This window comes from Massilia sp. UYP11 (genome assembly GCF_050434805.1).
Classification (GTDB): domain Bacteria; phylum Pseudomonadota; class Gammaproteobacteria; order Burkholderiales; family Burkholderiaceae_D; genus Telluria.
On sequence record NZ_JBNDJE010000001.1, the window covers coordinates 716,036 to 736,364 of the forward strand.

Below are 20,329 nucleotides of genomic sequence, written 5' to 3' on the forward strand. Positions count from 1 at the left end.
CGGTCAGCCGAACAGGCTCGGCCTTGCCAGGTCGCGCAGCAGTTTCTTGACCGGCGCCGGCAGCGGCGCCTCGCCGATCGCATCGAGCTTCCACCAGACATGGCCGGGCGCCGGCGCGGCGCGCGCCGCCAGCGTCACCGCGAACGGCGCGATGTGCAGCTTGTAGTGGGTGAAGACGTGCACCAGCGGGCTCAATGGCCGCACTTCGTCGAGCGTGCCGAAGGCGCCTGCCGCTTGCGCGACGCTGGCGGTGCAGACCGGCGGCGCATCCTCGTCCATCGCCACGTGCCCGCCCACTTCCGGCAGCGACAGCAGGCCGCCCCAGATGCCGGTCTGCGGGCGCTGTTCGAGCAGCACGTCGCCCCCGTCGATCACGACCAGCAGCGCGGTGCGTTTCTCGGGCGTCGCCTTCTTCGGTTTGCGCACCGGCAGTTCGGCGGTGCGGCCGGTGGCGAAGGCCACGCAGCGCGCCTGCAGCGGGCAGCGGCCGCAGTCGGGCCGCGAACGCGTGCACAGGGTGGCGCCCAGGTCCATCAGGCCCTGGGTGTAGGACTCGATGGCGCCCGGGTTGCCGGCCACCTCGGGCAGCAGGGCGTCGGCGCGCCGCCACAGCGCATCCTCGACCGGCTTGAGGCCCGGATAGGCGTCGATGCCGAACACGCGCGCGAACACGCGCTTGACGTTGCCGTCCAGGATCGCGGCGCGTACGCCGCTGGAAAACGCCGCGATCGCCGCCGCGGTCGAGCGGCCGATGCCGGGCAGGTCGGCCAGCAGCGCCGGGTCGCTCGGGAATACGCCGTCGTAGTCGTGCACCACGCGGCGGGCGCAAGCGTGCAGGTTGCGCGCGCGGGTGTAGTAGCCGAGGCCGCTCCAATGCGCCATCACGTCGTCGAGCGGCGCCTCGGCCAGCGCGTGGACGGTCGGGAAGCGCTCCAGGAAGCGGGCGTAATAGCCGAGCACCGCAGCCACCTGCGTCTGCTGCAACATGATCTCGGACAGCCAGACGCGGTAGGCATCCTGGGTGTTTTGCCAGGGCAGGGTATGGCGGCCGTGGCTGCGCTGCCAGTCGATCACGGCCTTCGAGAAGGTGGGGTCGGCCAGCTGGTCGAACTCGGTGAGGCGTTTCATGCGATATCGGGTGAGTGGCTTGGAGCCGCAAGTAAGGTGGTGACGCCGGCCGCGATGGCGGCCAGGTGCTGGCGCGTGGATTCGAGCTCGGCCTGGCCGTGCTCGAAGGCGCCGATCTTCTGTTCCAGGCTGTCGCTGGCGTCATGGATGCGCTGGACCGTGGCCTGGCGCTGGCGCAGGTTGTCGCGGTGCTGGCGGATCTGCGTTTCCAGCGGCGCGTTGGCGACCTTCAGCCAGGCTTCGACGTCGGCGTTGGCGGCGCGGTAGACGCGCCGCACGCGCGAGGCGATCGAATCGAAGAAGCGCTCGAGCAGCGTCGCGCGGCTGGTCATCAACAGGGTCGCGGTGCCGAACTGGCGCTCGAACAGCGTTTCGATGGCGTCGATCTCGTCGACGTGGCGGGTCAACGACAAGGTTTGCGGCAGCGCCAGCGACAGGCCGTGTTCGGCCGCGAAGCGGCGGTGCATGGCGTCCATCATCGACTTGATCTCGTCGACCTTGGCGCAGGCGTCGAGCAAGCCGGCGCGCGCGCCGGCGAAGTAGTTGCGCACCGGCGCGCGCATGCCGGTGGCGAAGCGGCTTGCCGCCATCGCGGCGCGCACCGTCTCGGTCCGGTCCTGCAGGCCGTCCATGCCGACCAGCGTGTACAGCTCGGTCGACAGGCGCGTGAACACGGCGCGCGTGCCCTGCAGCTTGAACAGGCCGGCGTCGAATTCCTTCTTTTCGGCCTCCACCCGGCGCACCATGTGGGCGATCATGCCCTGGTTCTTGCCGCGCAGGCTGCGCAGCTCCTGCAACTGCTCGACCAGCTCGCGCAGGCGCGCCGCCGCCAGCATCTGCTGGCCCGCCGCCAGGATCTCGAGGTCGGCGCGCAGCTGGCGCGCATTGATCGAGCGCCGCGCCGGGATCAGGTGGTGGAACAGCGCCGCTTCGAGCTCGCCCAGGCGGCTGCGCTCGAACAGGTCCATGTCGCCGCCGATGCGTCCGACCAGCGCCTTGTGGGCCGAGACCGGATAGACCTGGCCGGCGTCCAGCCCGAGCAGGCGCGCGACGTCGTGCTGCTGGCGCGCGATCTCGGCGTCGTTGGCCGCGCCGTCCTTGAGCTCGTCCCACATGGCGTCGATCTTGTTCAGCACCGCCAGCCGGCCCGGCCCGGCCCCGATATGGGTGCGCCAGACCTCGATGTCGCTGCGCGTCACGCCGGTGTCGGCGGCCAGCACGAACAGCACCGCGTGCGCGTTCGGGATCAGGTTCAGCGTCAGTTCCGGCTCGGTGCCGATCGCGTTCAGGCCCGGGGTGTCGAGGATCACCAGGCCCTGCTTGAGCAGCGGATGCGGCAGGTTGATGATGGCGTGGCGCCAGCGCGGAATGTCGATCGCGCCATCGATCGCGCCGTCCATGCCCAGGCCGGCGGCGAGGTCGGGATCCTGCGGGTCGAACAGGCCGTAGCGCTCGGCCTCGCCCGTCGCCACGCGGCGGGTCTGGCTGACCTGGCGCAGCGTCTCGTGCATCGCGCCAGGGGCGTCCAGGTCCAGCGGCAGCACGGTCCAGGCGCCGGGATCGTCGCGGTAGTCGCCCAGGGACAGCTGGCCGGCGCGGGTCTCGATCGGCAGCAGGCGTACGCAGGGCGGCAATTGCTCATCCCATAGCAGTTCGGTCGGGCACATGGTGGTGCGGCCGGCGCTGGACGGCAGGATGCGCTGGCCGTAGTCGGCGAAGAACAGGGCGTTGATCAGTTCGGTTTTACCGCGCGAGAACTCGGCCACGAACGCGACCGACAGCCGGTCGTCGCGCAGGCGTCCGAGCGCGCGCGCCAGCACCTGTTCGCCGCCGGCGTCGATCAGTCCGGCGTCGCGCAAGGCCTTGCCGTAACTCTCGAGGCTGGCGGCAACGCTGGTTCGCCACGCTCCATACTGTTGTAGATCCTGCATCGTTCAGCCCATAGCCCCTTGTATTCCTAGCGCTGGCACTGCGCGCAATAGAAGGTCGAACGCTGGCCCTGCTTGATCTGGCGGACCGGCGCCTCGCACTGGCGGCAGGGCACACCAGCACGATCATAGACGAAATATGTCTGCTGGAAATAACCAGACTGCCCATTTACGGCAATAAAGTCACGCAGGGTACTGCCGCCCTGGACGATGGCGGCGGCCAGGATGTCGCGGATCGCCTCGGCCAGCCGGTCGTAGCGCGCGCGGCTGATGCGCGAGGCGGGCGTCCGGGGGCTGATCCCGGCCCGGAACAGGCTCTCGCAGGCGTAGATATTGCCGACCCCAACCACGATGTCGCCGGCCAGCAGCACCTGCTTGATCGGCGCGCTGCGGCGCCGCGTTTCCCGGTGCAGCAGGGCGCCGTCGAAGTGCCCGCCGAGCGGTTCCACGCCCAGGCCGCGCAGCAGGATGTGCTCCTCCAGCGCGCCGTCCTCGTTGGCATGCCACAGCACGGCGCCGAAGCGGCGCGGATCGTGCAGGCGCAGCACCTGCACGCCATCGTGACCATCGACGACGAGGTCGACATGGTCGTGCTTGCGCGGTTCGATGCCCGGCGGCAGCACGCGCAGGTGGCCGGACATGCCCAGGTGGACGATCAGGGTGCCGTGCTCGAAATGGATCAACAGGTATTTGCCGCGCCGGCCGGTGGCCAGGATGCGGCGGCCGGCCAGCAGCGCGGACAGGCCGGGCGGGAACGGCCAGCGCAGGCCGTCGCGGCGGCAGACGACCTGCACGACGACGCGGCCTTCGATATGGGGCGCGACACCGCGCCGGGTGACTTCTACTTCTGGCAGTTCAGGCATGGGGGAGACGAATCGTGTAAAGTCGGGTTGCCGTCGCGGCCGGGCAGCTTGCGGGCCGGGCCGGCGCCAGGAATCCTGATGCAGCTCATGCGCGGCAGGCGCCTGCGCATGGGCGTAAAATCAAAACATCAACTCGGATTTTGGACTTGCTTTGAAAAACGCTTTCGCCATTGTAACCGTCTCCGGGCTGCTCGCAGGCCTGCTCTCGGGATGTGCTGTGTCGCCGCAACAGCAGTCGCTCGCCGCCGGCGAGCAGGCCATGTTCGGCCAGCAGCAATCCGCACCGCAAGAGGCCGAGCTGGACGCGGAAGAGCTGGCGGCCCGGCAAAAGGCCGAGGAAGAAGCGCGCCTGCCCAAGGTCGAACTCACGCCCGTCATGCTCGAGCAGCTGATGAAGGCCGAACTCGCGTTTCGCAACGGCGACTGGCAGGGGCCGTATCTGACCGTCTACAACCTGGCCCAGCGCACCCGCGATCCGCGCCTGGCGCGCCGCGCGGCCGAGATGGCGGTGGCCGCCAAGCAGGCCGACGACACCCTGGCCGCGGTGCGCCTGTGGTACCAGCTCGACCCGGAATCCGATGAGGCGACCCAGTATTTCGTCGGCATGGCGGTCACGTCCGACAAGATCGCGGAACTCGAACCGATCTTCGAGCAGCGCCTGCGCGAGGCGACGCCGGCCCGGCGCGGCGTGCTGCTGTTCCAGGTCCAGCAATTGCTGGGCCGTGCGCAGGACAGGGAAGCGGCAATCGCCATGCTCGAGCGCCTGATCGCGCCTTATGAGAACACGATGGAAGCGCGCGTCGTGCGCGCCCAGATCGCCCTGGTGCGTGACGACAAGGCGCTGGCCCGCCGCGAAGCCCAGGCGGCGTTGGCCGTCAAGCCCGACGCCGAGATCGCCCTCCTGATGCTGGCGCAGGTGACCGAGGACGAGGCCCAGGTGACGGCCTTGATGCAGAAATTCCTCAAGAGCTACCCGAAGGCGAACGAGGTGCGCGCCGCCTACGCGCGGGTGCTGGTCAACCGCAAGGATTATCCGGCGGCGCGGCGCGAATTCGAGCTGCTGGTCAAGGCCCAGCCCGAGAACGTCGCCCACCTGTATGCGCTGGGCATCCTGGCCACGCAGATGAACGACGCGCCCGGCGCAGAACAATATTTCACGCGCTTCGTGGAAATACTGGGGCGCAATCCGGAGGACGAACGCGATCCTTCGCGCGCGCTCCTGATCCTGTCGCAACTGGCCGAAGAGCGCAACGACCTGGCCGGCGCCCTGCAATGGCTGGACAAGGTGCCGGAAGGGACGGATGCGCAAACCCGCTTCAATGCCCAGCTGCGCCGCGTCCACCTGGTCGGCAAGGGCGGCGACGTGAACAGCGCGCGGCGCCTGCTGGCCGAGATCAAGACCGACGATCCGGCGCGCCAGGCCCAGCTCGCGGCGGCCGAGGCGCAACTGCTGCGCGACGCCGGCCAGCTGCAGGAAGCCTATGCGGTGATGGAAGCGGCGACCCGGCGCTTCCCGAAAAATCCCGACCTGCTGTACGACTTCGCGCTGCTGGCCGAAAAGCTGGGCAAGGTCGACGTGATGGAAGCGCAATTGCGTGAAGTAATGGCGCAGGCGCCGGACAATCACCACGCCTATAACGCCCTCGGCTATTCGCTGGCGGAGCGCAATGTGCGCCTGCAGGAAGCCTACGGCCTGATCGCCAAGGCGCTCGAGATGGCGCCGGACGACCCCTTCATCATGGACAGCATGGGCTGGGTCCATTATCGGATGGGCAACCTGGTGGAGGCCGAGAAATTCCTGCGCCGCGCCTATGATTTGCGCAAGGACCCCGAGATCGCCGTCCACCTGGGCGAGGTGCTGTGGCAGAAGGGCGATAAGTCGACGGCCGAAAAGCTGTGGCGCGAGGCGCGCGCCAAGGACCCGCACAACGACACGCTGCGCACCACGCTGGCGCGGTTGCGGCAATCCTTGTGAAATAATCGACCCTGGCGGCGGATGGCGCACAGCCGTCCGCCGCGTCCGGTTTCTTTATCATGCTCTCTTGAATTGTCCTATGCCGCTGACCCGACGTCTCACCTTGCTTGCCTTCGCCGCCGTTCTCGCCGGCTGCGCCACCGGCGCCGCCAACCGGTCCACGGCCACGGTCGGCGACTACCGCGACACCATCGACCTGTCGGGCAAGCTGTCGGTCAATTACCAGAAGGATGGCAGGCAGGAGTCGATCACCGGCAATTTCAACTGGGAACAGCGCCCCGAGGCGATCGACGTCGCCCTGATGTCTCCGCTGGGCCAGACGGTGGCCACGATCAATGTCACGCCCAATGCCGCGACCCTGGTCCAGGGCGGCCAGGAACGCACGGCAAGCGACATCGACAGCCTGACCCAGGAAACGCTGGGCTGGCCGCTGCCGGTGTCCGGCCTGCGCGACTGGCTGCAGGGCTATGCGCTGGACGCGCAGGGGCAGCGCTTTCGCGCCTCGCCGGCCAATAACAGCGTCACGACCAGGGATGGCTGGCGCCTGCGCTTCGTCGAGTGGCAGGATGCTGCCGCGGCCCAGCCGGTTCCGCGCCTGATCCAGGCCGAGCGCGCCGCCTCGGGCGACATCACCGACCTGGCGATCCGCATCGTCATCCTGCCGGCGGCCTGATCCATGCGTTCGCTGCACGATTGCCCGGCGCCGGCCAAGCTCAACCTGTTCCTGCACGTCACCGGCCGCCGCGCCGATGGCTACCACCTGCTGCAAAGCGTGTTCCAGCTGATCGACCGCGCCGACCGGCTGCATTTCGACCTGCGCGACGACGACCTGATCCGCCGCACCAACGAGGTGCCGGGCGTGCCCGAAGAGCAAGACCTGGTCGTGCGCGCGCTGCGCCTGCTGCAGGCCGAGTTTGCGCGCCGGCATGGCCGGCTGCCGCCGGGCATCTCGGTCAGGGTGGACAAGGTCTTGCCCATGGGCGGCGGGCTGGGCGGCGGATCGTCGGACGCGGCCACCGCCTTGATGGCGGCCAACGCCCTGTGGAAGGCTGGCCTGGGCCGCGAAGAATTGATGGCGCTGGGCTTGCCGCTGGGCGCCGATATTCCGTTTTTCCTGTTCGGCGAAACCGCGTTCGCGCAAGGCGTGGGGGAGGCGTTGCAGGCGGTGCCGGGTCCGGATTGCTGGTATGTGGTGATCGAGCCGGGTGTCGCGGTGCCGACGCCCGCAATTTTTTCTGCGCCAGATTTGACAAGAGATTCAAAGCCCGTCAGAATAGCGGACTTTTCCAGCCACCTCGATTCATGCAGTACGGTTGGGTTTGGGAAAAATGATTTGCAGGACGTGGCGATGCGCCTGTTCCCGCCGGTAGCAGAGGCGGTTGAATGGTTGAGCAGCCATGGCGATGCCAGGATGACTGGCTCAGGGGCGTGCGTGTTTTGCGCGTTCTCCAGCGAAGACGCTGCCGACCATGTGTTGGCGCAAGTGCCGGGCAAGTGGACGGCATGGAAGGCGAAGTCGTTGAAGACACACCCGCTGATGAAATCGCTCTTGCAAAATCAGGGAGTTATAGAATAAAATACTGCCTGTCGCAGCGCTGAGCAGCAAGATGTAGTGCCAAGCTACAACGCCCGCGGCAAGCAGTAACGATCGTGTAGGGGAATCGCCAAGTTGGTTAAGGCACCGGATTTTGATTCCGGCATTCCAAGGTTCGAATCCTTGTTCCCCTGCCAAAGTTTTCTTGATCTGTCGATGCCGAAGCGTCCAGCAAGAAATCGCGATACGGTGCCGAGCGCCGCATCAGCATGCTAATCAGCCGGTACAGCCGGCTGATTGTTTTTCTACCGTACAAACGCTTTTTACCCTTTTAGGACTCCCATGGCTTACGAAAACCTGATGGTTTTTACCGGCAATGCCAATCCGGCGCTAGCAGAGGGGGTCGCAAAAAGTCTCGGCATTCCTCTCGGTAAGGCAGTCGTCTCCAAGTTTTCCGACGGCGAAGTCATGGTCGAGATCAACGAGAACGTGCGTGGCAAGGACGTCTTCGTCCTGCAATCGACCTGCGCTCCGACCAACGACAGCCTGATGGAAATCATGCTGATGGTCGACGCCCTCAAGCGCGCCTCGGCCGGCCGCATCACCGCCGCCATTCCTTACTTCGGCTATGCCCGCCAAGACCGCCGTCCGCGTTCGGCGCGTGTCGCGATCTCGGCCAAGGTCGTCGCGAACATGCTCGAAGAAGCCGGCGTCGAGCGCGTTCTGATCATGGACCTGCACGCCGACCAGATCCAGGGTTTCTTCGACATCCCGGTCGACAATATCTACGCATCGCCAATCCTGCTGAGCGACCTGCAGAAGCGCAACTACGACGACCTGCTGGTCGTGTCGCCCGACGTCGGCGGCGTGGTGCGCGCACGCGCCCTGGCCAAGCGCCTGGGTTGCGACCTGGCGATCATCGACAAGCGTCGCCCGAAGGCGAACGTGTCGGAAGTGATGAACATCATCGGCGAAGTCGAAGGCCGCAACTGCGTGATCATGGATGACATGGTCGACACCGCAGGCACCCTGTGCAAGGCCGCCGAAGTGCTCAAGGAGCGCGGCGCCAAGAAAGTCGTTGCCTATTGCACGCACCCGGTCCTGTCCGGCCCGGCGATCGAACGCATCGCGAACTCGCCGCTGGACGAACTGGTCGTCACCGACACCATCCCGCTGAGCCCAGCCGGCGCCGCCTGCGGCAAGATCCGCCAACTGACCTGCGCACCGCTGCTGGCCGAGACCTTCAAGCGGATCGTCAAGGGCGACTCGGTGATTTCGCTGTTCGTCGACTAAGCTTTTTAGTCGCTGGTTTTCGCGGCGCGCCTGGCTCGATAGCCGGCGCGCCGTTGACGTATCAAAGCAAGTTGCAATACGCAGGTCGTTCCCGCGGAGGCGGGAACCTCATTTGCAAGCGCCTCGATGACGCTTGCAGTACTTGGGTCCCCGCCTTCGCGGGGACGACGCTGTCGTAGTGCTGCAGAAGTATCGATTTTCTTGAGCGCGCATTCCGGCGCTCGTTCTTGACCTCCCTGGTCGCGGGGATGGTCGCCACTGGGCAACCGGGCCGTGGAATTGTCTGCGGCATTCGGGCCCATTTATTTTTGGAGTTTCACATGAAAGTAGTCGCATTCAACCGCACTCAGCAGGGGACCGGAGCGAGCCGCCGCCTGCGCAACGCTGGCCAGACCCCAGGCATCATCTACGGTGGCACCGAAGCCCCGGCGCTGATCGCCCTGGACGGCAACGCGTTGTACCACGCGCTCAAGAAAGAAGCATTCCACGGTTCCGTGCTGGACCTGGAAATCGACGGCAAGACCCAGCAAGTGCTGCTGCGTGACTTCCAGATGCACGCATTCAAGCAACTGGTCCTGCACGCCGACTTCCAGCGCGTCGACACCTCGAAGCCGATCCACACCAAGGTCTCCCTGCACTTCGTGAACGCCGAAGTCTCGCCAGCAGTCAAGCTGAGCGGCGCCATCGTGTCGCACGTGCTGAACGAACTGGAAGTGTCGTGCCTGCCAGGCAAGCTGCCAGAGTTCATCGAAGTCGACCTGTCGAAGCTGGAAGCCGGCCAATCGATCCACACCGGCGACCTGGCCCTGCCAGAAGGCGTGACCGCGCTGACCCACGGCCAGAACCTGACCATCGTCACCACCTCGATCCCACGCGGCGCAGCAACTGCTGAAACCGCTGCCGAGTAATACCGGCTGATCGCGCCGCTTCGGTGGCGCATCGAAAAAACCCGCCACGGCTTGCCTGGCGGGTTTTGTTTTGTTGGGTTGGCGGCTTGCCGCCGACGCGGTGATGGTTGGCAGCGAGATCATCCGGCACGAAATCGGAACCGATCACAATCACCGCGTCGGCGGCGAAGCCGCCAACCCCACGGACATCGCTATGGCCTGCACCGAACATCGTTGTGCACGCCAGATAGCCCGTTTGAGCGATAATCGCCTTTTCCCCATAAGACCCACGCATGTCCATCCGTCTGATCGTCGGCCTCGGCAACCCTGGCCCGGAATACGAACAAACCCGCCACAATGCCGGCTTCTGGCTGGTCGACAACCTGGCCAACAGCCTGCCGGGTTGCCGCCTGCAGCGTGAATCGCGCTTCAACGCCCTGGTGGCCAAGACCGCGATCTCGGGCAACGACGTCTGGCTGCTCGAGCCGCAGACCTTCATGAACCGTTCGGGCCAGTCGGTCGGCGCGCTGGCGCGCTTCTACAAGATCAATCCGGACGAAATCCTGGTCGTGCATGACGAGCTCGACCTGATGCCCGGCGTCGCCAAGCTCAAGAAGGGCGGTTCCTCGGGCGGCCACAACGGCCTGAAGGACATCACCGCGGCCCTCGGCACCCAGGAATACTGGCGCCTGCGCCTGGGCATCGGCCACCCGCGCAGCCTGAACCTGCAGCAGGGCGTGGCCGATTTCGTGCTGCACCGTCCGCGCCGCGAAGAGCAGAGCCTGATCGAAGAATCGATCGACAAGAGCCTGCGCATCATCCCGCTCGCCTGCGAAGGCAAGCTCGACGTGGCGACGATGCAACTGCATACGGCCTGAGGCCGCGCTCGCCGCTTCCCCGGCTACCCGGCTCATCCGCCCCGCACCACGACCTGCGAGCGCAGGTCGCGCAGCATGCGCTCGAGCGCTGGCCGCATGCGCCGGTAGTCGTCGGGCGAACACGTGGCCGCCGTGTGCCTGAACTTGAGCTGGCGCCTGACCGTCACCAGCGCGCCGCGCCGCTGGTAGTGCGAGCGGTAGGCGAAGTTGGCATCAATCACCTTGACGGCGCGCGGCAGGGCCAGCACCTGGGCGCGCTTCGGCAGCTGGAAGCGCAGCTCGTCTTCGGCATCGATCGCCGGACAGACGAACTCCTGGCGCCGCTCGGGTTCCCGCGTGAACGCGAACACGGCGTCGCCCAATCCTCCCCAGAAGTTGTACGTGGTGGCCAACCCTGTCGGCCCCGGCAGTTGCGTGAAGCCGCTGCTGGCGCCGCGCAGCGACAGGGTGTAGTCGTCGGCCACGCTGTCGGTGTCGCCCGGCTCCAGCACGCCGCCGCCCTGTTGCCCCAGTCCTTGCAGCATGCGCTCGACGAAGCGGTCGCGCTCGGCCGCCGGCGTCGCGCGCACCACGCGCCGGTAGGGCTCGGCCTGGGCGCCGCTGCTGGTGCGGGTGACCTTGAAGCGGCTGCCGCCGTCGGGCTGGATGTCGAACTGGGTAAACGTGCGGCTGCGCGCCTGCTGAAAGAAAGGAATCATCGCGAACCCTCCCGAGCGCGCCAGCACCGCGGGCTTGCCGAGCAGCGCCGCCGGCAGGAAGCCGCCCGCCACCGATTCGGCGGTCGGATCGAGATACAGCTGCAGCGAAGGAATGTAGACGATCGCATGATTGAGCACGCCGAGCGTGGGCACGCCGGGCAGGCGATAGGCGTCGCCGTTATTGACCAGCGCCACCGTGCTGTCGATGCCGGAGCTGGCCAGCAGCGCCTCGAGCAGGGTCGCGTGGTCCTTGCAGTCGCCATAGCGGTTGGCCAGCACGCTCGATGCCGCATGCGGCACCACGCCGCCGGGGCCGAGATAGACGCCGACGTAGCGCACGTTCTTGCGCACCCAGTCGGAGAGGGCGATCGCGCGTGCGCGGCGGTCGAGGGTGGCGCCCGTGATGCTGGCCGCCAGCGCCGCCACCGTGTCGTCGGGCATGGCCTTGCCGGCGGCGCGCTCCTGGTAGGCGCGCGCGAAGGCGGCATAGTCGGCGAAGGTCGAGACCGCGAGCCGCTTGCCGTAGTCGAGATAGCTGACCGAATCGGCCTCCAGTCGCGCATTGTCGCCGTCGACGTAGCGCCAGGCATAGCGGCGCTTGCCGGGCGCGGGCGCGCCCATGCCCGTGGCCGGCGCCGTGGCAATCGCGTCGAAGCCGACCGCGTCGGCGTGCAGCGGCATCGAGGCCGGCATGTCGTAGACCAGGCGGAAGTCGCGCTGGCGCTGGAAGCGCGCTGCGGTCAGGTCTTCGAAGTGGCCGGGAAACAGCGGCGTGTGGCGCCGCACGACGTAGCGCACCACGACCTTGTCGCCGGCCTCGACGTCGGGGAACACGACGATCTTGAGCCGCGTGTCCTGGAACATCGGGGCGTCGAGCGAGGCGGCTTCTTGCTGGTCGCGGATCTGGTGCGGCTGCACCGCCAGGCGCCGGCCGTCGGCTTTCTCGGTGTGCGCCTCGACCGAGACGACGTCGTCGAGCGACTGGTTGTAGCCGATGTAGAACTGGGCGTGTTCGTGCAGCGCCGCGCGGTTGACGATGGTCTTGGCCTGCTCGACCGTGAGCGTGTAGGCGCCGCTGGCCTCGACCACGAAATGCTGGACGTGGCGGTCCACCACTACCGAGCGGTCGGTGCCGCTGTCGGCCTCGAGCGCGCTCGCCGATGCAGGCAAGCACAGTAATGGCAGCAATGGACACAGACGCAGACACAGCATGACGACGAAGCGCAGGGGCATGGCATTCTCCGGACACGCGACCGGCCCATGTTACGCAGCAGTACGGTCGCAGGATTGATCGGGCGCAAGTGCATGCTTCCTGCGATAATTTCGGCATGAAGGCGCTTACTTTTCATGCCGGGCCATCGGCCATGGCGCAGATCGCGGAACACGGCTTGCGGGCGCGGGACGTGGCCATCGTGCCGGCCGCCGCTGGCGGCCCCAAGGGGCTGATCTTCCAGTCGCTGGACCAATGGATGTTCGGAGAATGGTTCCCGTCGGCCCCGCGCGAACGCACGCTGATCGGCGCCTCGATCGGCGCCTGGCGCATGGCAGCCGCCTGTCAGAAGGATCCGGTCAAGGCCCTCGCCCTGCTGGGCGAGCTGTACGCGGGCCAGCGCTACACGAGCCTGAAGCCTTCTCCACAGGACATCGACGCGGTCGTCCAGGCCTTGCTGGGCGAACTGGTGCGCGGGCATGAAGACGACATCGTCAACCACGAGCATTACCGGCTGCACCTGTTGACCGCACGCGGGCTGCGTTCGCTGGCGTCGCCCGCGCACCGCCATGCCGAGATGCGCGGCTTCGTGTCGGCGGCGCTGCACAACGCCGGCTCGCGCGGCTGGCTGGCGCGCCTGCTGGAGCGGGTAGTGATCAGCGACGCGCGCAGCAAGGCGCCATGGCTGCGCGAGCGCTTCGACGGGTTCAATACGCACTTTTCGAACCTCACGCGCGCCAACCTGGCGCCCGGCCTGCTGGCATCGGGCACGCTGCCCCTGCTCATGAAGGCGGTGACCGGCATTGCCGAAGCGCCCGCCGGCAGCTACTGGGACGGCGGCATCATCGACTACCACCTGGCGCTGCCGTATTCGCGCGCCACGGGCGAGCTGGTGCTGTACCCGCATTTCAGCGAGCACATCGTGCCGGGCTGGCTGGACAAAGGATTCCCATGGAGAAGGGCAGCGCGCGGCGCCAATCGCGGCTGGCTCGACAACGTGCTGCTGGTGGCGCCGTCCAGGGAATTCCTGCGCACGCTGCCGCGCGCAAAACTGCCGGACCGCGCCGACTTCACCTTCTACGGGTTGAATCACGATGAGCGTGCACGCACGTGGAAGCGCGCCATCGGGGAAGGGGAGCGGCTGCGCGACGAGCTGGCCGAATTCGTCCTGCGGCCGGACCCGGGCCGCATCAAGCCGATCTAGCCGATCCAGGCTTGCCACAGTAGAAACCCCAGCGTTGCAACGGGCACGGAACGCGCCGTTTTTTGCGGCAGCCGGCCCTGTCCGGGTTACAATGCACGGTTTGGAGCGGTTCATCGATCGCTCGCGCTTATCGAATTAGGAATAGTATCCATGACCCTCAAATGCGGCATCGTCGGCCTGCCCAACGTTGGCAAATCCACCCTGTTCAACGCCCTGACCAAGGCCGGCATCCCGGCTGAAAATTACCCGTTCTGCACCATCGAGCCGAACGTGGGCGTGGTCGAGGTGCCGGATCCGCGCATTGACGCGCTGACCGCCATCGTCAAGCCGGAGCGCGTGGTCAAGGCGATCGTCGAATTCGTCGACATCGCGGGCCTGGTGGCCGGCGCGTCGAAGGGCGAGGGCCTGGGCAACCAGTTCCTGTCGCACATCCGCGAAACCGACGCCATCGTCAACGTGGTGCGCTGCTTCGAAGACCCGAACGTGATCCACGTGGCCGGCAAGGTCAGCCCGATCGACGACATCGAAGTCATCCAGACCGAGCTGGCGCTGGCCGACATGGGCACCGTCGAGAAAGCCATCCACCGCGAGCAGAAGAAGGCGCGCTCGGGCGACAAGGACGCGGCCAAGCTGGTCGCGTTGCTCGAACGCCTGATGCCGCACCTGAACGAAGGCCAGCCGGTGCGCACCATGGGCCTGGACAAGGAAGAGATGGCGATCATCTACCCGCTGCACCTGATCACCGCCAAGCCGGCGATGTTCGTGGCCAACGTGTCGGATACCGGTTTCAAGGACAACCCGCTGCTGGACCAGCTGACCGAGTTCGCCAACAAGCAGAACGCCCCGATCGTCGCCATCTGCGCCGCGATCGAATCCGAGATCGCCGAGATGGACGACGCCGACAAGGCCGACTTCCTGGGCGACATGGGCATGGACGAGCCGGGCCTGGACCGCCTGATCCGCGCGGCGTTCAAGCTGCTGGGCCTGCAGACCTACTTCACCGCCGGCGTGAAGGAAGTGCGCGCCTGGACCGTGGCGATCGGCGCCACCGCGCCGCAGGCCGCGGGCGTGATCCACACCGACTTCGAGCGCGGCTTCATTCGCGCGCAGACCATTTCGTATGATGACTTCCTGACCTACAAGGGCGAGGCGGGCGCCAAGGAAGCGGGCAAGATGCGCGCCGAGGGCAAGGAATACATCGTCAAGGATGGCGACGTGCTGAACTTCCTGTTCAACGTCTGATCCACCGGGCGCGCGAAGCGCCCGCCCACGACACAAGCCCTTCAATCCGAAGGGCTTGTTTCTTTTTGGCTTGGCAAAACAAAACAAGGCATGCCGTCTGGATACGGTTGAGCTACAGGAAAACATGAACGAAGCAGTCCAGAACCGTTTGCTGCCCTTGCCGTACTGGCGCGCCGCGCTGGCCGAAGTGAGCCTGCTGCATCCCGAGGTGGCGCCCGACAGCAAGCCGGTCGCGCTCGCGGAAAACGACGGTGCGTGGCGGGTCGCGCAAGCCGCGCCCGACCTGGCGGGCTGGATCGAGGCACAGTTCAATGCCAGCAAGCTGGAGCGGAGCGGCCGCATCCCCTTCGTGCTGATTCCGGCGCGCCTGGCGCTGGACGCGAGCCACGGCGCCAGGCAGGACGGCGCCGAGCTGCACAAGGGCGCGTCGGTGCTGTGCATTCCTTGCCTGCTCGATCGCCAGGGCCTGCTGTCGCCCGACCCCGAGCGCATGCCTTGGATCCCGCGCGAGCTGCTGGAACCGACCCTGGGGCGCACCTCGGTCGGCGCGCTGGCCAGCGTCGACGACTTCATCGGCGCGCTGCCGGAACAAGCCACCGGCATGGGCGACACCTTCCAGCTGGCGGCGCGCCTGTTCGCAGCCGTGACGGGGGTCGGGCTGCCCGCTCTGTCGTCACTGCTGCCGGCTGGGGAGGGGAAGCGGCTGCCGGATTTCGCGCTCCACGAGCACCGCCTGGTGTCGGGCTGGCACGGCATGCCCTACGAGCCGCCGGTCGTCGCGCGGCACCTCCTGAAGCTGTACGATCGCATCATCGCCGAGGGGCCGCCCACGCCGCTCCTTGACACCTTGCGCACCGTCGCCGCCAGCGCGGCGCGCGCGCCGCTGCCCTTGCAGCAGGCCGCGCCGTACGATGGCAAGACGGTCGGCCACATGCATCCGCTGCACCACCTGTCGCCGTCCCAGCGCACGGCGATGGTCGAGCTGCAGCGCCTGGGCGAGGGGCAGATCCTGGCGGTGAACGGGCCGCCCGGCACCGGCAAGACCACCTTGCTGCACAGCGTGGTCGCCCAGCTCTGGGTCGACGCGGCCCTGGCCGGCGGCGATTGTCCGCTGATCGTGGTCGCCTCGACCAATGTGAAGGCGGTCGAGAACGTGCTCGACAGCTTCGCGAAAATCGCGGCCGAGACCGGGCATCGGCGCTGGCATCCCTACGGGCGCGGCTTCGGGCTGTTCCTGGCGTCCGAATCACGCCAGAGCGCGCATCCGGCCTGCACCGGCAAGAGCCACCCCTTCGAGGAGTTCGAGACGCCGGACATGCTGGTGGCCGCGGAGCGCCATTACCTCGACTGCGCGGCCATGCATTTCAGGCGGCGCGGCGACGGCGTCGGCACCGTGGTCCACGACCTGCACGCCGAACTGAAAGGGCTCGCCGCGCGCCTCGACGCCCTGGTGGCGGCGCGCCATGCGCTGTTCCATGCGCTCGGCCAGGACATCGACGACGGCGCCGTCGCCGCGTACCGGGTCTTGCTGGCGACCTTGAACGAGGGGCTCACGCGTTGCCGCGAGCAGCTGGCGCGGCTGCGCGATCGCCGGAACGAGAGCGATCAGGCCGCCGACGCCGCCTTGCGCGCCTACGAGGCGCGCCGCGACGACATCATGCGCGCCGAGAAGGCGTGGGCGGCCTACCTGGCCGACGCCTCGGTCTGGCTCGATCTCTTCAGTTTCGTGCCGGCAGTGCGCCGGCGCCGCATGGCGCGCGACCGCCAGGTGCTGATGGCGCATCCGCTGACCGCCGACCTCCAGCACCGCGCCGACGGCATGCCGGGACACTTCCATACGCTCAAGAAGGAAGCGCTGCAGCACAAGAACGACACCCTGGCCGAGCTGCTCGCCTTGAACGAGGCGCTCGCGCGCCAGAGCGACGACGTCAAGCAGGAGATGGCGCTGCTGGAGCAGGAGCGTGCCCGCGTCACCGGCGCCTTCGCCGCCTGGCGCGACGTGGCCGGCGACGATCCGGAACTGCTCGACGCCAGCCTGGCCAACCTGAACGACCACCTGGACAAGAAGGTACGCGCGCGCATGTTCGCCGTCGCCGACTGGTACTGGTCGGGCCAGTGGATCCTGGAAGTGCGGCACCGGATCAGGAGCGGCATCAAGGATACCAAGGGACGCCGCAAGCTCGAAGCGAAGTACCGCCGCTTCGCCAAGCTCTCTCCCTGCATGGTGTCGAACTTCCACATGGCGCCGTCGTTCTTCACCGCCTGGGAAGGCGAAGACATGCCGTTCTGGAATACGATCGACCTGCTGGTGGTGGACGAGGCAGGACAGGTCTCGCCCGATATCGGCGCGCCGATGTTCGCCCTGGCGCGGCGCGCTATGGTGGTCGGCGACACGTTCCAGATCGAGCCGGTCTGGAACGGCGGCGAAGCGACCGACCGCGCCAACGCCGTCAAGTTCGGCCTGGCGCCGGCCTTCCACGACCCCGCCTACGAACGCCTGGCGCAGGCCGGGTTTGCGTCGGCCAGCGGCAGCCTGATGCGCATCGCCAACCGCAGCTGCACGGTCCGGCAGTACGAGGACATCGGCGGCCTGATGCTGACCGAACACCGGCGCTGTGTGCCGGAACTGATCGATTACTGCAACCGGCTGATCTACGCCTGCCGCCTCGCGCCGAAACGCGCGTCGCTGCCGCCGGCGGAGCGGATCCTGCCGCCATTCGAGCTGATCCACGTTGGCGGCAGGGATGTGCGGCGCGGCGGCAGCCGCCAGAACGACGCCGAGGCGGCCGCGGTGGTCGATTGGCTCAAGGCCCACCGCGAGGCCATCGAACGGCATTACCTCGATGATGCGGGCAAGCCGACGCCGATCTGGGCCCTGGTGGGCATCGTGACCCCGTTCGCAGCCCAGGCGGGCGCGATCGAGCGGCGCCTGCGCCGCGACATGCCGGACCTGCTGCGCAAGGACAGCCGCCTGACGGTCGGCACCGTGCACGCGCTGCAGGGAGCCGAGCGCGCCATCGTGCTGTTTTCGCCGACCTATGGCGACAGTTTCACTGGCGGCGCCTTCTTCGACCAGAAGCCGAACATGCTCAACGTCGCGGTATCGCGCGCCAGGGACAGCTTCATCGTCATCGGCAACCGCAAGGTGTTCGATGCGGGCCGGCCTGCGCTGCCGTCCGGCCTGCTGGCGACGTATCTGGTGGAACGCAGCCGCGAGACGGTCGAGGGCTAGCGGGCAGGGCGGCCGATGCCATCGGATCCGCCCTTCGGGATCGCGCCGGCAACGCCGATTGCTGCCATACTGATGGCTTCTTTCCGCCTCCCTCAATCACAGCATGGCCATCGTCTCCGAACTCTTCCTTTATCCGATCAAGTCCTGCGCCGGCCTGTCCGTGCTTGACGCGACGCTGGCCCTTGACGGCCTGTCGGCCGGCGGCGTGCACGACCGCGAATGGATGGTGGTGACGCGCGAGGGCCTGTTCCTGACCCAGCGCGAATACCCGCGCATGGCCACCATCGCGCCGCGCGTCGAAGGGGATGCACTGGTGGTCGAGGCGCCCGGCCTGTCTCCGATCCGCCTGCCGCTGGCGCACGCGCCCGAGGCGCCGGCGATCGAGGTGCTGATCTGGGACGACCACGTCCTGGCCGCCGACTGCGGCGAGGATGCCGCGGCATGGTTCACGGACGCCGTCGGCGCGCCATGCCGCCTGGTGCGCTTCCGCCCGGACGTCGTGCGCCCGAAGATCAGCCCATGGACCGGCGGCTTGCCTGCCGCCGCCCGCTTCTCGGACGGCTACCCGATCCTCCTGATCGGCCAGTCCTCGCTCGACGACCTGAACCGCAAGCTGGCGCAGGCCGGCCGCGCCGCGCTGCCCATGAACCGCTTCCGTCCCAACGTGGTCGTGGAAGGCATCGACGCCTTCGAAGAGGATTTCGTGGCCGTTTTCAGCGACGACGACGTCAGCCTGCGCCCGGTCAAGCCCTGCGCGCGTTGTCCGATCCCGTCGGTCGACCAGGCCACCGGCATTCCCGGCCCTGATCCCCTCGACATCCTGCAAACCTACCGCGCCAACGCCCGCATGGATGGCGCGGTGACGCTGGGCATGAACGTCATCGTCCAGGACGGCATCGGCCGCACGGTGCGCGTCGGCCAGGAACTAAACGCCGAGCTCGCTTTCTAAGTAATTCTAAATAAGCACCACGGCAGGCCAAACGCCGGCAGCCCGCGACAGTGTCGCAAAATCGCCTATTCCCTTGTACTGACAGGCGGTTTTTCATATCCAAGCAAGAGTGGATGGCGTAATGTTATGGTTATTGCTGAAAGGAATGCTTCATGCACGAGCCGAGCGCGTCGACGCGAGAACTGATGGCGGAAAACGAGACCCTGCGCGCGCGCATGGCGTACCTGCTCGAGCAGGCCGAACGTAACCACGACATCATGTGCCGCCACCAGGCCTTCGACCTGCAGATCGTGGGCGCCGGCAGCTTTCCGGAACTGGTCGGCACGATCTTTCGCACGCTGCCGGTGATTTCGGAACTGGACACCGTCACCCTGTCGCTGGTCGATCCGGATGCCGACATCTATACCGTCATGCACCGCCTGGGCGTCGATTTCGAGCAGTTCCCCAACCTGATGTTCTGCGAGCATGCGGTCGAGCTCGGCTTCGACATGGCGCCCGAGCGCCGTCCGCGTCCGATCCTGGGCGCCTATGCGCCGGGCCAGCACTGCGCCATGTTCCCGCATCCGCCCGCCGGCCTGCAGAGCGTGGCCCTGGTGCCGCTGCTGCGCAATACGCGCCTGATCGGCAGCCTGAACCTGGGCAGCGCCGATCCGGCCCGCTTCACGCCGAACCTGGGCACCGATTTCGTCGAGCACATGGGCTCGATCATCGCGATCTGCCTCGAAAACGTGATCAGCAACGAGATGCTCAAGTACATCGGCCTCACCGATTCGCTCACCGGCGTCTACAACCGCCGCTACATGGACCGCCGCCTGATCGAAGAGACCGCGCGCGCCCGGCGCCAGGGCTATCGCCTGTCCTGCATGTACATCGACATCGACCACTTCAAGCGTGTCAACGACACGGTCGGCCACCAGGGCGGCGACGAAGTCCTGCGCGAGGTGTGCGGCCGCATCAAGGCCGAGCTGCGCATGTCGGATGCGCTGGGGCGTTTCGGCGGCGAGGAATTCGTGGTGCTGCTGATCGACGCCGACCTGGAAAGCGCGAGCATGGTCGCGCACCGCATCCGCGCCGGCGTCGCCGCCGCGCCGATCAGCCTGAGTGGCGGCGAACGGGTCGACGTGACGGTGTCGATCGGCGTCGCCGTGCTATCGGAGCAGTGGTCCGATTCCGCGCACGACCCTGCGCACGACAACGCGATCGAAGGCATGACGCAGGAACTGGTGGCGGCCGCCGATGCGGCGCTGTACCAGGCCAAGGCCGGCGGCCGCAACAAGGTCGTCGCCTTCGCGTGATTGCACGCGTAAC

The 20,329-nt window shown here is 67.2% G+C and carries 16 protein-coding genes and 1 tRNA gene; 12 read left to right on the forward strand and 5 right to left on the reverse strand.

Annotated elements, in window-relative coordinates; translation table 11 throughout:
• Positions 1-3: 3 nt before the first annotated feature.
• Genes mutY through mutM form a run of 3 tightly spaced genes read right to left on the reverse strand, consistent with a single transcriptional unit; the run spans position 4 to position 3,919 of the window.
• Complete coding sequence (mutY, locus tag ABIB38_RS03160; protein WP_429201658.1) at positions 4-1,128, reverse strand: A/G-specific adenine glycosylase; 1,125 nt, start codon at positions 1,126-1,128, stop codon at positions 4-6.
• Positions 1,125-3,059 carry a dynamin family protein gene (locus ABIB38_RS03165; RefSeq protein ID WP_429201660.1) on the reverse strand — a complete coding sequence of 645 codons (1,935 nt, stop codon included), beginning with the start codon at positions 3,057-3,059 and terminating at the stop codon, positions 1,125-1,127. Before ABIB38_RS03165 ends, mutY begins: the two co-directional genes overlap by 4 nt.
• A 26-nt stretch (positions 3,060-3,085) precedes the next feature.
• Complete coding sequence (gene mutM, locus ABIB38_RS03170) at positions 3,086-3,919, reverse strand: bifunctional DNA-formamidopyrimidine glycosylase/DNA-(apurinic or apyrimidinic site) lyase (RefSeq protein WP_429201662.1); 834 nt, start codon at positions 3,917-3,919, stop codon at positions 3,086-3,088.
• Between the two features lie 151 nt (positions 3,920-4,070).
• On the opposite strand from mutM, the gene ABIB38_RS03175 reads away from it, so the two are divergent.
• The 6 genes from ABIB38_RS03175 to ABIB38_RS03200 all read left to right on the forward strand — a co-directional run bounded on the left by ABIB38_RS03175 (position 4,071) and on the right by ABIB38_RS03200 (position 9,629).
• Positions 4,071-5,894, forward strand: a complete 1,824-nt coding sequence (locus ABIB38_RS03175; protein WP_429201663.1) for a tetratricopeptide repeat protein — start codon at positions 4,071-4,073, stop codon at positions 5,892-5,894.
• 79 nt (positions 5,895-5,973) lie between these two features.
• The gene (gene lolB / locus ABIB38_RS03180; RefSeq protein ID WP_429201664.1) at positions 5,974-6,567 is read left to right on the forward strand and encodes a lipoprotein insertase outer membrane protein LolB; all 594 of its coding nucleotides are present in this window, start codon (positions 5,974-5,976) and stop codon (positions 6,565-6,567) included.
• Between the two features lie 3 nt (positions 6,568-6,570).
• Positions 6,571-7,470 carry a 4-(cytidine 5'-diphospho)-2-C-methyl-D-erythritol kinase gene (gene ispE, locus ABIB38_RS03185; RefSeq protein ID WP_429201666.1) on the forward strand — a complete coding sequence of 300 codons (900 nt, stop codon included), beginning with the start codon at positions 6,571-6,573 and terminating at the stop codon, positions 7,468-7,470.
• A gap of 78 nt (positions 7,471-7,548) precedes the next feature.
• Positions 7,549-7,625: transfer RNA gene (locus tag ABIB38_RS03190), tRNA-Gln, on the forward strand.
• 145 nt (positions 7,626-7,770) lie between these two features.
• Positions 7,771-8,721 carry a ribose-phosphate pyrophosphokinase gene (locus ABIB38_RS03195; RefSeq protein WP_429201667.1) on the forward strand — a complete coding sequence of 317 codons (951 nt, stop codon included), beginning with the start codon at positions 7,771-7,773 and terminating at the stop codon, positions 8,719-8,721.
• 320 nt (positions 8,722-9,041) lie between these two features.
• Positions 9,042-9,629, forward strand: a complete 588-nt coding sequence (locus tag ABIB38_RS03200; RefSeq protein ID WP_429201669.1) for a 50S ribosomal protein L25/general stress protein Ctc — start codon at positions 9,042-9,044, stop codon at positions 9,627-9,629.
• Here ABIB38_RS03200 and ABIB38_RS03205 read toward each other — a convergent pair.
• Positions 9,577-9,909 (reverse strand): hypothetical protein, encoded by a 333-nt coding sequence (locus ABIB38_RS03205; protein WP_429201671.1) that lies wholly within the window; start codon positions 9,907-9,909, stop codon positions 9,577-9,579. The two genes, ABIB38_RS03200 and ABIB38_RS03205, sit on opposite strands and share 53 nt — an antisense overlap.
• Between ABIB38_RS03205 and pth the strand changes: the two genes are divergently transcribed.
• Positions 9,902-10,486: an aminoacyl-tRNA hydrolase gene (gene pth, locus ABIB38_RS03210; RefSeq protein ID WP_429201673.1), complete on the forward strand. Its 585-nt coding sequence runs from the start codon at positions 9,902-9,904 to the stop codon at positions 10,484-10,486. The two genes, ABIB38_RS03205 and pth, sit on opposite strands and share 8 nt — an antisense overlap.
• Positions 10,487-10,518: 32 nt before the next feature.
• On the opposite strand, the gene ABIB38_RS03215 is transcribed toward pth, so the two are convergent.
• Positions 10,519-12,417, reverse strand: coding sequence for a DUF3857 domain-containing transglutaminase family protein (locus ABIB38_RS03215; RefSeq protein ID WP_429201675.1), 1,899 nt, complete (start codon positions 12,415-12,417; stop codon positions 10,519-10,521).
• Positions 12,418-12,512: 95 nt separating this feature from the next.
• On the opposite strand from ABIB38_RS03215, the gene ABIB38_RS03220 reads away from it, so the two are divergent.
• From ABIB38_RS03220 to ABIB38_RS03240, 5 genes are all read left to right on the forward strand, one after another.
• Positions 12,513-13,598 carry a patatin-like phospholipase family protein gene (locus ABIB38_RS03220; protein WP_429201677.1) on the forward strand — a complete coding sequence of 362 codons (1,086 nt, stop codon included), beginning with the start codon at positions 12,513-12,515 and terminating at the stop codon, positions 13,596-13,598.
• Positions 13,599-13,748: 150 nt separating this feature from the next.
• Positions 13,749-14,840, forward strand: a complete 1,092-nt coding sequence (ychF, locus tag ABIB38_RS03225) for a redox-regulated ATPase YchF (RefSeq protein ID WP_429201679.1) — start codon at positions 13,749-13,751, stop codon at positions 14,838-14,840.
• A gap of 124 nt (positions 14,841-14,964) precedes the next feature.
• Complete coding sequence (locus ABIB38_RS03230; RefSeq protein ID WP_429201681.1) at positions 14,965-18,072, forward strand: AAA domain-containing protein; 3,108 nt, start codon at positions 14,965-14,967, stop codon at positions 18,070-18,072.
• Positions 18,073-18,175: 103 nt separating this feature from the next.
• Positions 18,176-19,021, forward strand: coding sequence for an MOSC domain-containing protein (locus ABIB38_RS03235; protein ID WP_429201683.1), 846 nt, complete (start codon positions 18,176-18,178; stop codon positions 19,019-19,021).
• 152 nt (positions 19,022-19,173) lie between these two features.
• Complete coding sequence (locus tag ABIB38_RS03240; RefSeq protein ID WP_429201685.1) at positions 19,174-20,316, forward strand: DUF484 family protein; 1,143 nt, start codon at positions 19,174-19,176, stop codon at positions 20,314-20,316.
• The last annotated feature ends 13 nt before the right edge of the window (positions 20,317-20,329 follow it).

Excerpts from the sequence above, each read along its gene's own strand:
- mutY (WP_429201658.1), bottom strand. The coding sequence starts at position 1,128 with ATGAAACGCCTCACCGAGTTCGACCAGCTGGCCGACCCCACCTTCTCG.
- ABIB38_RS03165 (WP_429201660.1), bottom strand. The coding sequence starts at position 3,059 with ATGCAGGATCTACAACAGTATGGAGCGTGGCGAACCAGCGTTGCCGCC.
- mutM (WP_429201662.1), bottom strand. The coding sequence starts at position 3,919 with ATGCCTGAACTGCCAGAAGTAGAAGTCACCCGGCGCGGTGTCGCGCCC.
- lolB (WP_429201664.1), top strand. The coding sequence starts at position 5,974 with ATGCCGCTGACCCGACGTCTCACCTTGCTTGCCTTCGCCGCCGTTCTC.
- ispE (WP_429201666.1), top strand. The coding sequence starts at position 6,571 with ATGCGTTCGCTGCACGATTGCCCGGCGCCGGCCAAGCTCAACCTGTTC.
- ABIB38_RS03195 (WP_429201667.1), top strand. The coding sequence starts at position 7,771 with ATGGCTTACGAAAACCTGATGGTTTTTACCGGCAATGCCAATCCGGCG.
- ABIB38_RS03200 (WP_429201669.1), top strand. The coding sequence starts at position 9,042 with ATGAAAGTAGTCGCATTCAACCGCACTCAGCAGGGGACCGGAGCGAGC.
- pth (WP_429201673.1), top strand. The coding sequence starts at position 9,902 with ATGTCCATCCGTCTGATCGTCGGCCTCGGCAACCCTGGCCCGGAATAC.
- ABIB38_RS03205 (WP_429201671.1), bottom strand. The coding sequence starts at position 9,909 with ATGGACATGCGTGGGTCTTATGGGGAAAAGGCGATTATCGCTCAAACG.
- ABIB38_RS03215 (WP_429201675.1), bottom strand. The coding sequence starts at position 12,417 with ATGCCCCTGCGCTTCGTCGTCATGCTGTGTCTGCGTCTGTGTCCATTG.
- ABIB38_RS03220 (WP_429201677.1), top strand. The coding sequence starts at position 12,513 with ATGAAGGCGCTTACTTTTCATGCCGGGCCATCGGCCATGGCGCAGATC.
- ychF (WP_429201679.1), top strand. The coding sequence starts at position 13,749 with ATGACCCTCAAATGCGGCATCGTCGGCCTGCCCAACGTTGGCAAATCC.
- ABIB38_RS03230 (WP_429201681.1), top strand. The coding sequence starts at position 14,965 with ATGAACGAAGCAGTCCAGAACCGTTTGCTGCCCTTGCCGTACTGGCGC.
- ABIB38_RS03235 (WP_429201683.1), top strand. The coding sequence starts at position 18,176 with ATGGCCATCGTCTCCGAACTCTTCCTTTATCCGATCAAGTCCTGCGCC.
- ABIB38_RS03240 (WP_429201685.1), top strand. The coding sequence starts at position 19,174 with ATGCACGAGCCGAGCGCGTCGACGCGAGAACTGATGGCGGAAAACGAG.